We start from the raw sequence: 12,947 nt of genomic DNA, 5'->3' as shown, positions 1-12,947 counted from the left end.
TATATATTATATTAAAACATAAATCCCAAATTCATATAAAACTGCAAGTGCGAATTGCGGTTGGACATACCGAACGTTGCACTCAAAGGGCCGGCGATACTGTTATAAGCATATCCCAGGCTGCCGCCCCAAAGGCTTCTCCCCTCCAACAGATGGAAAAAGTCGTCGTTATGAATGCCATAGTTGCCGGTCAGCGTGATATAATTGTTACCCGCAATGCGTTGCCGGAGCTGGAGGCGTGCCACCACGACCGAATTGTCCAGTATCTCCACATGGTTGATACCGGCAAAAGGCAACTGCTGAGCCAAATAACGCCCGAACGTTTCTCCCCCGATCGCATTCAGGAACGGATAAGCCGTATTCCCGCCGATCAGGACACGCCCGTAAAGCGCAGGCAGAAGACTCAAACGCGAACTAATGGGGCAAACCGTCATAAACTTCAAGCCGATAGCCGAGAAAGGAGAGCTGCCGTTATATTTCACGAAGTTGTCCGTATAGAGTGAATAATCCGCCTCCAGCGAGACTCCCTTATCGGGGAAATACCGCCGGTCCAATGTCTCGAGGTGCGCCGATGCGAAATAGCTGAAAAAGCCTTCCGGTTTCACGGCATACAGTTCGTCGCCTCCCGTGTAAAGAAAGGAATTATAATTGAAATACTCATAACGAAGTCCGGCTTTTATTTTGAAGCTCAACCAGTTCATATCCGAATAGGCGAACTCGGCGAGATGGTGCGTATAGGTAGTGTTGAACCGCTTGTCCCCCTTCTCGTAAATATCCAGGTTGTTATAGCTGAACTTATACGACAAATTGAAATTGCGTAACGGAGAACGCTCGATCGAGTAATCCAGCATCGCCGAGGAGATCTTGCTTCCCACACGCCCGGTAAAAGCGAAGCGGGAATGGTTCCGTTTCCCCTTATGATAAGTAGCATTCACCAGCACCCCGATGATTTCTTCCGAATCGAAACGTATGCCTAAGTTCACCGAGCTTTCCGATTTAGGCTGCAAGGTCAGAACCAGATCCTGCTGGTTCTCGCCGGTCAGTTTGTAGTTTACATAAGCATAAGCATTGGTTCCGACTAAGATAGACATGGACTTGCGAAGTTCCTTCAACGTGATGTGGCTATTCTCCTTCAGCGCACAGATGCGGTGCAACCAGTTGAGATCACGCGGATCGGCTCCGTCGAAACGGATATGGCGGACATAAAAAGTATCGGCAGGCATGACAGGACGATGGGCCAGCCGTCCGGCCTGCAAGGAAGAGGTATCGGCTTCGGGAATACCTATTTTCTGTTTCAAAGCCATGATCTCGTCCCAACGGCGGCGGGCATCGGCTTCTCCTCTGTGCAACATCGTGTCGAGAGCAACGGGAGCAAAGCTAGAGGAACGGTAAGGTTCCATATCCGGACGAAACAACAGATCGGTCCGGTCGCGGTTCCGGACATATTTTTCATTACCATGCAAAGCAATGATCTGCGTGGCAATATCGCCTGGCGAATGCAGGCGGTCGTACGTGCGCAAATCGCTTGTTGCCAGATCCACGCCGATAATGATATCCGCGCCCATGGCAAGTGCGACATCCACCGGATAGTTATTGTTCAACCCACCGTCGACAAGCACCATGCTGTCCAGCCGGACAGGCGTAAATACAGCCGGGATCGCCATACTGGCACGCATGGCAAGGGGCAAGCTTCCCTTATGAAACACATAATCTTTGCCGCTAACCATGTCGACCGCCACACAGGCAAACGGAATCCGGAACGAATTGAAATCGACCGAATCATGATACCCGATCGTCAGGTCCGAAAAGAGGTTTTGCAGGTTCTGCCCCTTCACAACGCCGTCTATCACCCGGTCTTTCTTCTCCAACCCGAAAGGCAGGGAGACAATATAGCGTTCCGCCTTCTCTTTCTCGGGGAAAAGCAGATGACTGCGTTTCACTTTGTCGCTCAGCAACATCTCCCAATCCTGCGACTCCACCATTTCTTTGATCTCGTCCGGACTGTAGCCGATGGCGTACAAACCTCCGACAATCGCTCCCATACTGGTCCCGGTCACGATATCGATCGGTATACCGGCTTCCTCCAACACTTTCAATACCCCGATATGCGCCACACCTTTTGCGCCGCCACCGCCCAGCACGACAGCGACTTTCTTGCGCTCCCCCGCCATTGCAGGCCAGACGAGCAGGCATATAAGCAAAAGAGACAGGTATTTCTTCATCATCACAATCCCTTTATTTAGTTGTTTCCCATGGATATATTCTTTCGGAAGTCAGCATCTATTAATCGTTTCACGGCCATGAGCCGTACGGCTCACATCTGTGATTCGCACGGCTCACAGTTGTGAAACGATCGGCTCACAACTGTGAAGCGATTAATAGATGCCATATCCAGAATGAATTCATCGGATAGTCGTTATCACTCCGTAACGTATATCTTATTTACATCCAATGGCAAAGATATATTTTGTTATCGCCTCACGCAATAAAAGGATTGAAAAAACGCAGCGCGCCGTCTACTTTCCGGTAAACAAAAGCTCAAACCAGATATATTCTTTCATATCAAAAGCCTTATGCCACTCTTTCGGCGGTAGCTTGGCATTCCGTACATTGCAATAACTCCCGCCCTGTTGCAATTGCCCGTCCACCATGACTTCGTACAAAGCTCCATTAGAATAGGAAGTAAGCGGAATCGTATCGGAAGAGGTAAAAGAGCGGTCGGAATAGGTTTCCAATAAGATACTGTGCAGGACATCTTCCAATTCGGCCTCCTCGACAATCTGCACCGAACCGGCATCCAATGTAAAACGCGCCGTATGTTTGTGTCGAGGCTCGACTGCCATAGATATACGCAAAACCGTATCTTGCATAATGTAAGGCGCCTCGTTCAACACCTTATAGTTCACATTCCCGTTCAGGGAATGTGCCATTCGTAGCTGATACGGCTTCCCTTGGAAAGCACCGGTTATCTCCACACACTGGTTGCTTGAGGGAACATCCGTTTCCACATAACCGATACGGACCGGAACCGGTCGCTCCGGCGAGCAACCGGTAACCAGCCCGATCAATAGTACTAATCCAATAAAACGCATCATAACTTATTTCATATAAACGACCATCAGTACCGGATTATCATCTTCGGTCAATCTTTTCAACTGGGGATGATCGAGGACAGCCGGATTCTTTTCAGCTTCTTTCATAAGATCTCCGACTTCCCAGACAGAAACCAGAATGTTCCGGTCCAAAGAAGTCGCCGGACGCAAAGGCAGCGCGCCGGGAAAATCATTCTTTATATAACCGTCCGGAATGGAGAAACATTCCTTCGTCCTTTTGTCATAAAGCACCATGTGGCGCTCCCGCTGTTTTTCCCCCGCCCAGTAATTATAGGGCATAAAAAGCAGAGAATCGGTTTCTATCACATGGTTTCGGATATATGGAGCTGCAACTGTGTTATAAGTTTTCGCATCTCCGTCACAAGCTTCCATACGGCAGTCGACAGGAATGGCATATTTGCCTAAATCGATGATGTAACGAGGTTGAAGTTCCTTCTCCGTCACGATGAACAAAGTATCGTTGTAAAATTCTTTGTAGCAAATCATATCTTGATAACGGAACATATATCTGTCCATGCCACTCATCATCAGCCAACGGGTTCCACTCTTGACTTCAAACAAATCCGAACGGTAGAAGGTATTCAAGATACTTCCTTTTTGACCGGAAATATAGATACGTTCTTTTTGCTGCCCGTTACTATTTAGCAGGAATGTTGCCACTAAGGTATCATTCAACATGGCAAATTGCGCCGTTTCCTTATCCGGTGTCTTTATATCATAAAGGAATTTCCCGGTTTCCATATCATAGACATTGACCTTTCCGGAAGCCGTCAACATAAAAACCAATCCTGTATCCTCGTTTACATCTATCTGTTGGAAGTAATTGAATTGTCCTGGGCCACCGCCCCTCGAACCGATGTTCCTGACGAACTTCCCATCGGTCGTATATTGATATAACCTCGAATTGCTGGATACGAACCAATACTTAGAGGTCTTTACCACTTTACCCGGATTTATAAAATCGATCAGGCACTTATCATTCGTTTCCAACGGGACATATCGCACGGAATCGGCAATATCGCTCAACTTCATCTCCCGCTCGACACCGACTCCCGCCTCAAACGGAACGGTTACCGGATATTCCGGCTTCACAGGTTCGACTTCGGCAATTAGCGGTTGCCCGGTTTGTTTCCCTCCACATGCCGAAAGGAATACAAGCATACTAAGCAGAAATACATATTTATGCATAATCTATCGTATTTATTATTCTTTTAAAGTGACCAACATCAACACCGGGTTATCATCATCCTTCAAGTTCTTCAGCTGTTCGTATTCCAGGATTGCCGGATTCTTTTCCGCCAACTCCAACACCTCATAGGCGTCCCGGTAATAGAGCAAGACACTATCCGCAACACGGGTAGCCGGATATTTCTTTCCTTCAACAAAGGATTCCGGTGAGCAGTCCATGATTGTCCGAATTATTCCGCTTATTCCAGTCCGGCGTCTTTCAGCATTTTCCGGGCCTTTTCTTTTTCTTCCTGACTAAGGACGAGCGTATCAAGTTTAGCACCGCTTTTATGCAGTTTCTTTTCCCTTTCCCGGACCTTCTTCATTTGTTCCTGCATTTTTTCACGCCTCAGCCGTTCATCTTCGGGCATCTGCGGCAGTTGAGCAACCAACGCACGCAGGTCGGCGACCGCCAATTTTGTTTTTTCCCCATCGGGAGCCAGCATCGTCACTTCATCGGCATTCTTGAAAAAAGCATCTTCGCAAACGGCTTCTAAGAAAGGACGATAATTGTAGAGATACTTTTGTGACTTATCGGTCTTCATATAGGCGGTCAGATAAGTATACTTTGCAAAAACTGTTCTTTGCAACATCTCTTCATTCTGGAACAAGCCGGGATCCACGTCCCAATAATGTACGTTGATCTCATACAAAAAATTCAATTGAGCCGAATCTTTCTTCCACGCGGCATAATATAAATGTTCAGCCTCCTTCCAGCGTCCGTCACGCTCCAAAATATCCCCCCGTAAAGAAATCAACAGATTCTTAAGAAACTTTTTAGGCTGCATATTCCGTTCGGCCTGGTCGAACAGGGCATAAGCACGCTTACGGTCATAGGTCTTCCCAATGGCTGCCCCGTACAACAGAGCCGTTTCTACATCCGTCGTATCCATTTCATACGCTTTCTCCAATAATCCGACGGCATTGAACGCATGTCCGAACATATAGCGGGAAGCGCCCGCATATTTGAGATTCAGGAAAGAAGAGTCGCCGTCAGCCAATAGCCCGGTATAAACCGTATCCGCCTGCGAATATTCTTTCAACATATAAAGGGCCATCCCTTTGCTCTGCCGTATCTGCCTGTTATCAGGGTTATAACACAAAGCCGTATCGCAGACCTGCAATGCACCTTTGCCATCTCCGGTCTGAAGCAAGAGATTGGCTAAAGAGGAGGCAACCCGTATATTCTCCGGGTTCAGTTCCAGTGCGCGGGCATATAAAGACAATGCGATCATCATGTTAGGGACAGTTCCCCTTTTGATATGGCAGTCAGCCAACCCGGTTAGGATAGAAGGGTTTTCACCTTCGATGGAGGCGAGCACATGATAGTGTTCCGTCGCTTTACCATAATCTCCCAACTGATAATAAAGGCGTGCCAGCTGATAGTTGGCATAGAAGTTCATGCTATCAGCCTCCAACACCTTATGATAGCAACGTTTAGCTTCCGCTATCCGACCGAAATTGGTGGCATTCCTGGCAACGGCATTCAGAGCATCCACATTGGTCGTATCCATTTTCAGGCAATAAGAAAAACACAGATACGCATCCTTATAGCGAAGCAATCCTTCGTACGCCTGCCCGATAGCCGACATCGTGGCATAGTCGGCAGAATCAGCCGGAGTAAGACTGTCCACACGTGCTATAACTTCCTGGAATTGTTTCTTATTCACCAATTCCTGAAGGTTAAAACTCTGCGCCTGCCCACAGAGGGGCAGTACGCAAAGAAACAGTAATAGAGAAAACTTACATTTCATCATGGTTTCTTATTTTAATCCATAACAGGTTTTTCCAAACGGAACGTGACCGGAACCGTATATTTGACGGCTACAGCCATATCATTCTGTACGCCCGGACTCCATTTCGGCATTTCCCGGATCACCCGGACCGCTTCCCTGTCCAGCGAAGGATCGACTCCGCGGAGCACTTTAATATCTTTCAAAGTTCCATCCGTATCGACAACGAACGAACAAGAGACACGGCCCTGTATTCCATTTTCCTGTGCTTCAACCGGATATTTTATGCGCGTTGCCAGGTATTTCAGCAGCTGAGTCTGGCCGCCCGGAAATTCCGGCATCTGTTGTACGACCGAAAAGATGCGACCGGACGTATCGATTCCTTTGACTTGTTTCTGTGCGATACGGGAAGAAGGTTTTTTCTTTCCTCCGGAAAGCCGGAAAGTAACCGGTACCGTATATTTCACATTAACAGCTTTGCCCCTCTGTTTTCCCGGAGTCCAAACCGGCATGGAGTTTATCACACGCAAAGCTTCCTCATCCAGTGCCGGATTTACGCTACGGATGACTTCCGCATCCGAAATCGTCCCGTCTTTTCCGACAACGAAAGAACAACTCACCCGTCCTTCTATACCGCCCTTTATGGCCGATTCCGGATATTTGACATGGGTCGACAGGAATTTCAGCAAAGCACCTTGTCCGCCCGGAAATTCGGGCATCACCTCTACGACGGTAAAGATTTGGCTACGGGCACGTCTGGCAGCTTCGGCCTCTTCCTCCGAAAGCACATATTCCTCGCGTTCTTCAGCCGCAACAGCATTCCCGACTACCGGAAGCAGTTGTATTTTCATATTCTCTTTAACGGATGTAGCTTCAAACTCCCGTTTCTTTAACCCCAGCCCGGAAATCTGCAATGTTGCATCAGCCGGAGTCTTCAAGACAAAATGCCCATTCACATCCGTAATCGTGCCGATCGGTTTCCCTTTAATGACAACTGCCGCACCTGCAACAGGTTTATACATGATATCCACGACCTGGGCTTTCACTTCAATCTTTTCATCCGGATGGACAACGTCGGGCAAAAGGACATCGGCAAACGTGCTTTCCGCCAATTCGTCCGTAATACGGGCCAACGCATCGACATTGCTCACGATCAGCAAGACGCCCACAACCGGTATAAAAATCAGGTATTTCGTCCTTCCGATACCCCGGGAACGTTTTTTGTTCATCATGCTGATCCGGTTTTTCAGATGCAGCATATTGAAGTTATTGGATAAAGAGGTGGCCGATTTATTGGTATGCGCCAACCCCAAAAGGTGGTATTGGTAACTGCGACTGTCATAACCAGACTCGAGAACAGTATCGTCCGCCAGATATTCCAGGTTATGGCGCACTTCCCTTTTCAACAGCCAGACAAACGGATTCACCCAGCAAATAATACAAACCAGTTCGCAGATAATCACATCGATCGAATGCCACTGGTTGACATGTGTACACTCGTGTGTCAGGATCTCTTCGATCTCTTTCTCGGAATGGCTTTCAAGATGCAAGAATACAAGCCCGAAAAAGGAGAAAGGACCGGCCGGCTTATTTAATAGATGTACACGTACATTGCGAATCAAAGTGACTTCGGACCGGCGCGCCAATAGCAATATGCTACTCAACTGCACCAAAAAACGAAGAAACAAGGCGATGACGCCACCCCAATAGAGATAAGAAACACCGGAAAGAAACAGATCGTGCCAGTTTGTTTCAGGAACATTGCCAGGAGTTATCGTTGTCTCGGGTAAGATAGCCGAATACATTTGTATGACTTCCGCCATTGGCTCCTGCTCCCGGATCCAGTCCTGAATATTCATTAGCGGATAAAGCAATGACACTCCAAAGAATGCCAAAAGGATCGCACGGCGCAGTTTGAAGAAGGTGTCCTTATAAAAGAACAACCGATAGAAGGCATAAAGGAGTATAAAAGCTACATTTACCTTCAAAAAGTAGGCAAATTCCGGTGTCATGGTATTATGTATTTACGGTTTATTCTCGTCCTTTCTCAATCATATCGATGATCTCTTTTAATTCATCGGTCGAAATCTTCTGTTCCTTGGCAAAGAAGGAGACCATTTCCTTGTAAGAGTTCTCGAAATAGTTGTTCACCACACTTCCCATAAACGTACGTTTATATTCTTCCTGTGGGATCAGCGGCCTGTATTCGTAAGTATTCCCGTAACGTTTTGCCTTCACGTATTTCTTACGTTCCAGGTTCTTCACAATAGAGGCGAGTGTCGTATAAGGAGGCTTAGGCTCTTCATACTTCGCCAGAATGTCTTTGATAAAACACGGCTCGATCTGCCAGATCCAACGCATCACATCCTCTTCCTGTCTTGTTAATCTTTCCATTTTCAATATTATTTTTTACGATCGTATCGCAAAGCTACGAATCTGTCGTAAATATGCAAGGGATAATGCGTTAATTTGTATTAACGCTTCGATAACAGAAGGTCTTTCACCCAACCTGGGAAAGAGGAATCCTTTTTCCGGTTTTTCGGAACAAAGATAAAAAGCATAAGCAATTAGAGAAGGATGTACCGGGGCGGAAGCTTACGGGGTCCTGTAAGAAATTGCTTGTCGACAATTGTCGACAAGCAACTACACGGCGGGTATCCAAGTCACGGCAGCTGTTATCAATCTTGTTATGAAGCTTGATTCAAGTATTTTCCAAACTTACAATTCCTTTATAAAAGGAAGATGAGCAGGAACAGGTTCGAACAATTCTTGCGCAGATAAAGGAGGGAGCGATAGAGCAGGTTCTCGACCGTGCGGACGGAGAGATCGAGACGTTCTGCTATTTCGGTCGCTTTCAGACCTTCGAGATAAGACATACGAAAAACTTCCTGGCTTCTTTCAGGCAACTCAGCCACTTTTTTCATCAGCAGGTCAAGAAGGTCTTTCCGCATGAAAAGTTCGTCAGAAGCCTCAAAGAAGTCAAGTTCGTCCAGTTTTAGTTGCAAGGCGCGGTGGTCGATGATCTCCTGTTCCATATTCATCCGACGGAGATAATCGAAGCAGGCATTCCGGACGGAAACATAAAGTATCCGTTTCAGATCGTTCTCCGGGAGACGGAACACCTGCTTGTCCCACAGTTTCAAGAATTCATTTTTAAGCAATACGATCTTATGGACTACATAATATAAGGAATAATCTATCCCCGCTACAAGAAAACTTATCTACATAGGCATAAAAAATATCGGAATGCCTATCAATTCTGTAATCAGTGCCAGTGATTATAAAATCAGTGCCAGCAATTATATAATCACAACCACTGATTATAAAGTCACTGACACCGATTACAGAATTAGCAGGCACTTAAGAAAGAATTATTCGGGACAAAAACGGGTTTTTCTCTCCATAGAAATAAAGAATTGTTACTGCTGGATTTGGTGCGGTTGCCCTATTTTTATGTACTTTTGTAGATATAATTATAAGTACCTAAGACTGAAAAGATGATAGTTGTAAGAGACACAGAGACATTGAAAGGGAAAAAGCTGGTAGCCACTATCGGCTTTTTCGATGGAGTTCATCTGGGACATCGTTTTCTGATCCATGAGCTGAAGCAGGTGGCCGAAACCGCCGGATTGCCTTCCGCCGTCATCACGTTTCCCGAACATCCCCGGGCAGTCCTGCATACCGACTATCAGCCGAAGTTGCTCAACTCGTTCGAAGAGAAGCTGAAACATCTGGCGTCCACCGGGATCGATTATTGTATTGTGTTAGACTTCACTCTCGAGCTATCCCGCCTGACGGCAAAAGAGTTTATCACTACCGTATTAGCAGACCGGTTGCATGTAGATACTTTGCTGATCGGTTACGACCACCGTTTCGGGCATAACCGCGAAGATGGTTTCGAACAGTATGTAACGTATGGAAAGGCTTGCGGCATACGGGTTATCAAGGCCTCGCAATATAGCGAGGGGGAGGCGGCCGTCAGTTCTTCCGAGATACGGAAACTTCTTTCGGAATGCCGGGTGGAGGAGGCGGCTCATCTGCTGACTTATCCTTACGGGCTAAGAGGGAGCATCGTCAGCGGATATAAAGTCGGCCGGAAATTAGGTTTTCCGACTGCCAACATCCAGGTGGACGAGCCTTTCAAGGTCATTCCGGGCATCGGTGTATATGCCGTCCGGGTGTATCTGAACGGACAGCGTTACAAGGGAATGCTGTATATCGGCAACCGCCCGACACTCGATAACGGAGACAACATTACACTGGAAGTAAACATCCTCAACTTCTCCGGCGACATCTACAATAACGAACTGACAGTCGCGTTCATACACCACGTACGAGGCGACATCAAATTCGACACCCTCGACCAACTGATCGACCAACTGAAGAAAGACAGGGAGACGGTGGAGAGAATATTAACGGAATAATCAGAATAGTTTCCATGGATAAAATATAAGAGTAATTGACAATATACAAATAAGAATATATCATGTATTACGACGCAATAGACCTATTAAAAGGGATGATTTCACGTTCTTCTTTCAGCAGGGAAGAGGGAGAAGTGGCGGATTTTCTCGGACAGAGTTGGGAAAAGGCCGGGTATAAAGTGAACCGGAAGGGGAATAACCTGTGGCTGATTGCTCCGGGCTTTCATCCGGAGAAGCCTACTTTGCTGCTCAATTCACATATCGACACCGTGAAACCGGCTTCGGGCTGGACCAAAGATCCGTTTAAACCGGAGGAGACGGAAGACGAACGCCTGTATGGCCTCGGCAGCAACGATGCCGGTGCGAGCGTGGTATCTCTTTACGAGGCATTCAGGGTGCTATCCGGGAAGGAACAACCGTACAACCTGATTTTCCTGGCTTCATGCGAAGAAGAAGTTTCCGGCAAGAACGGGCTGGAAAGCGCCCTTGCCGACCTTCCCCCTATCGCATTTGCCGTCGTTGGCGAACCGACCGGCATGCAGCCAGCCGTAGCCGAAAAAGGACTGATGGTCCTGGATTGCGTGAGCACCGGCAAAGCCGGGCACGCCGCCCGGAACGAAGGGATCAATGCGATCACGCTTGCCATGAAAGATATCGAGTGGTTCAACACCTATCAGTTCCCGGAAAAAAGCGATTTCCTCGGACCGGTGAAGATGAGCGTCACGATCATCCATGCCGGGACACAGCACAATGTCGTTCCCGACCGCTGCGAATTCACCGTCGATATCCGGACGAACGAATTCTATCCCAACGAAAAACTGTTCGAACTGATCAAGCCCCTGGTCGGCTGCGAAATAAAAGCCCGCAGTTTCCGCCTTAACTCCACCCGTACGGATTTGCAACATCCGTTCATACGCCGTGCCGTTATGATGGGAAAAGAGCCTTTCGGTTCGCCTACTTTAAGCGACCAGGCACTGATGCACTTCCCTTCCGTGAAGATCGGACCGGGGAACTCCGCCCGTTCCCATGCCGCCGACGAATATATCGGTTTGATGGAAATACGGGAAGCAATAGACACCTATATCAAGCTGCTGGATCAATTGAAAATTGACAATGGACAATCATGAAAGACCTCTTCGGAACCATCGGCACCCGCTACCTGATTGCCATCCTGAACCTGGCGCTGATCTTTATCAATGCCAAAGTATTGGGAGCGGAAGGACTCGGTCTGGCCGGACTGATCCTGGCGGCAGTGGGGATCGCAACCATGTCCTGCGGAATACTGGCAGGCAACACGATTGTCTATTTCATGAACCGCTATTCCATGCAGGCCGTATTTTGGCCCTCTTATTGTTGGACACCGGCCGGGGCGGGTATCGCTTGCGGCTGTATGGCTATTGCCGGACTGCTCCCCGAAGGGTATGCTCTTGATATTTATATCCTTTCGATCCTCACCTCGCTGGTAGCGGCCAACTCCCGTTTCCTGCTGGGGAAGAATCAGATTTTCGGGTTCAACCTGACCTTTGTCCTGCAAGGAGGATTGTTATTCTTTGTGCTGCTATTCCTCTATTACGGATTGGAGATACAGGATGTTAACGCCTACCTGTGGGGAATGTATCTCACGAACGGGGCCGCATTCTTCGTCAGCCTGCTCCTGCTCCTGCCCTTCCTACGCAAAAAAGAGGCTGATCCCCGTAAAGGACGCTCGCAATACGCACTTTTGCAAGAAATGTTTGCCTACGGGCTTTGGGGGAGTGCGGATAATATCGCCGAGATTCTGACCACTCGCCTCAATTACTTCCTGGTCAAACGGTTTGCCGGGTTGGGAAGTGTCGGGCTATTGGACGCAGGAACCAAGATTTCCGAGAGCGTCTGGCACATCAATCGCAGCATCGGTTTCATCGAGTACAGCCGCGTTGCCCAGACAAACAATCCTTACGAGCAAAAACTGATTACGCTCCGGTTCTTCAAGCTTACCTTTTGCGCCGTCACGCTTGCGACCGGTTGCATTCTCCTGATACCGGAATGGGTGTACACGGATTATCTGTTCAGTGCCGAGTTTGCGGGGATGCGCAAAGTCATAACAGGGCTGGCAGCCGGAATCATCGCACTGGCCTGCAACAGCATTTTGAGCCAATATTTTATCGGGAGTGGAAAAATACGCTACAGCGCAGGAAGTTCTTTTGTCGGTTTGACAAGCCTGCTTATTTCCGGTTATCTGCTGATTCCTCTTTACGGAGTGGTCGGATCGGCCATTAGTTCCAGTATCTCTTTCAGCGCCATGCTGATATTCTCGATGATTATCTTCTGCCGGAAAACGGGAACCCGGTTAAGGGAATTTCTTCTTAATAAGGAGGATGTGAGATTCGCACTCCGGAAGCTCCGGCCGACGCATGACGGGAGTCAACCCTGACGCACCTCCGGCTTCTGTCCTGACCAACCCCTGCGTC

Annotated in this window: 11 protein-coding genes; 3 read left to right on the top strand and 8 right to left on the bottom strand. The window is 48.0% G+C overall.

Annotated features, from left to right (window positions below; genetic code table 11):
• Positions 1-11 precede the first annotated feature (11 nt).
• From ACPYIV_RS17235 to ACPYIV_RS17200, 8 genes are all read right to left on the bottom strand, one after another.
• The gene (locus ACPYIV_RS17235) at positions 12-2,222 is read right to left on the bottom strand and encodes a patatin-like phospholipase family protein (protein ID WP_293734000.1); all 2,211 of its coding nucleotides are present in this window, start codon (positions 2,220-2,222) and stop codon (positions 12-14) included.
• 294 nt (positions 2,223-2,516) lie between these two features.
• Complete coding sequence (locus ACPYIV_RS17230) at positions 2,517-3,095, bottom strand: hypothetical protein (RefSeq protein WP_425884229.1); 579 nt, start codon at positions 3,093-3,095, stop codon at positions 2,517-2,519.
• Between the two features lie 3 nt (positions 3,096-3,098).
• Positions 3,099-4,301: a 6-bladed beta-propeller gene (locus ACPYIV_RS17225; protein WP_425884227.1), complete on the bottom strand. Its 1,203-nt coding sequence runs from the start codon at positions 4,299-4,301 to the stop codon at positions 3,099-3,101.
• A 15-nt stretch (positions 4,302-4,316) separates the two neighbouring features.
• A complete protein-coding gene (locus ACPYIV_RS17220) occupies positions 4,317-4,520 on the bottom strand; it encodes a hypothetical protein (protein WP_293733996.1) in 204 nt (67 codons plus the stop codon).
• Positions 4,521-4,540: 20 nt separating this feature from the next.
• The gene (locus ACPYIV_RS17215) at positions 4,541-6,097 is read right to left on the bottom strand and encodes a tetratricopeptide repeat protein (protein WP_425884225.1); all 1,557 of its coding nucleotides are present in this window, start codon (positions 6,095-6,097) and stop codon (positions 4,541-4,543) included.
• Positions 6,098-6,108: 11 nt separating this feature from the next.
• Positions 6,109-8,085 (bottom strand): M56 family metallopeptidase, encoded by a 1,977-nt coding sequence (locus ACPYIV_RS17210; protein WP_293740310.1) that lies wholly within the window; start codon positions 8,083-8,085, stop codon positions 6,109-6,111.
• A 19-nt stretch (positions 8,086-8,104) separates the two neighbouring features.
• On the bottom strand, positions 8,105-8,467 hold the full coding sequence (locus ACPYIV_RS17205) for a BlaI/MecI/CopY family transcriptional regulator (protein ID WP_005633254.1): 363 nt from the start codon (positions 8,465-8,467) through the stop codon (positions 8,105-8,107).
• A gap of 335 nt (positions 8,468-8,802) precedes the next feature.
• On the bottom strand, positions 8,803-9,216 hold the full coding sequence (locus ACPYIV_RS17200) for a sigma-70 family RNA polymerase sigma factor (RefSeq protein WP_293733999.1): 414 nt from the start codon (positions 9,214-9,216) through the stop codon (positions 8,803-8,805).
• A gap of 354 nt (positions 9,217-9,570) precedes the next feature.
• On the opposite strand from ACPYIV_RS17200, the gene ribF reads away from it, so the two are divergent.
• From ribF to ACPYIV_RS17185, 3 genes are all read left to right on the top strand, one after another.
• Positions 9,571-10,497 carry a riboflavin biosynthesis protein RibF gene (gene ribF, locus ACPYIV_RS17195; RefSeq protein ID WP_425884221.1) on the top strand — a complete coding sequence of 309 codons (927 nt, stop codon included), beginning with the start codon at positions 9,571-9,573 and terminating at the stop codon, positions 10,495-10,497.
• 62 nt (positions 10,498-10,559) lie between these two features.
• Complete coding sequence (locus ACPYIV_RS17190) at positions 10,560-11,624, top strand: M20 family metallo-hydrolase (RefSeq protein WP_293734168.1); 1,065 nt, start codon at positions 10,560-10,562, stop codon at positions 11,622-11,624.
• The gene (locus ACPYIV_RS17185) at positions 11,621-12,910 is read left to right on the top strand and encodes a lipopolysaccharide biosynthesis protein (RefSeq protein ID WP_425884219.1); all 1,290 of its coding nucleotides are present in this window, start codon (positions 11,621-11,623) and stop codon (positions 12,908-12,910) included. The genes ACPYIV_RS17190 and ACPYIV_RS17185 overlap by 4 nt, the downstream gene beginning before the upstream one ends.
• Positions 12,911-12,947: the final 37 nt, after the last annotated feature.

Source organism: Parabacteroides vesiculifaciens, assembly GCF_049860805.1.
In the GTDB taxonomy this organism is placed as follows: Bacteria; Bacteroidota; Bacteroidia; order Bacteroidales; family Tannerellaceae; genus Parabacteroides.
The sequence above is the reverse complement of the archived record's forward strand: the minus strand, read 5'-3'. Positions and strand labels throughout refer to the sequence as shown.

Bases quoted from the DNA above. Each gene is read 5' to 3' on its own strand.
- ACPYIV_RS17225 (WP_425884227.1), bottom strand. From the start codon at position 4,301: ATGCATAAATATGTATTTCTGCTTAGTATGCTTGTATTCCTTTCGGCA.
- ACPYIV_RS17205 (WP_005633254.1), bottom strand. From the start codon at position 8,467: ATGGAAAGATTAACAAGACAGGAAGAGGATGTGATGCGTTGGATCTGG.
- ACPYIV_RS17235 (WP_293734000.1), bottom strand. From the start codon at position 2,222: ATGAAGAAATACCTGTCTCTTTTGCTTATATGCCTGCTCGTCTGGCCT.
- ACPYIV_RS17230 (WP_425884229.1), bottom strand. From the start codon at position 3,095: ATGATGCGTTTTATTGGATTAGTACTATTGATCGGGCTGGTTACCGGT.
- ACPYIV_RS17220 (WP_293733996.1), bottom strand. From the start codon at position 4,520: ATGGACTGCTCACCGGAATCCTTTGTTGAAGGAAAGAAATATCCGGCT.
- ACPYIV_RS17215 (WP_425884225.1), bottom strand. From the start codon at position 6,097: ATGATGAAATGTAAGTTTTCTCTATTACTGTTTCTTTGCGTACTGCCC.
- ribF (WP_425884221.1), top strand. From the start codon at position 9,571: ATGATAGTTGTAAGAGACACAGAGACATTGAAAGGGAAAAAGCTGGTA.
- ACPYIV_RS17185 (WP_425884219.1), top strand. From the start codon at position 11,621: ATGAAAGACCTCTTCGGAACCATCGGCACCCGCTACCTGATTGCCATC.
- ACPYIV_RS17210 (WP_293740310.1), bottom strand. From the start codon at position 8,085: ATGACACCGGAATTTGCCTACTTTTTGAAGGTAAATGTAGCTTTTATA.
- ACPYIV_RS17190 (WP_293734168.1), top strand. From the start codon at position 10,560: ATGTATTACGACGCAATAGACCTATTAAAAGGGATGATTTCACGTTCT.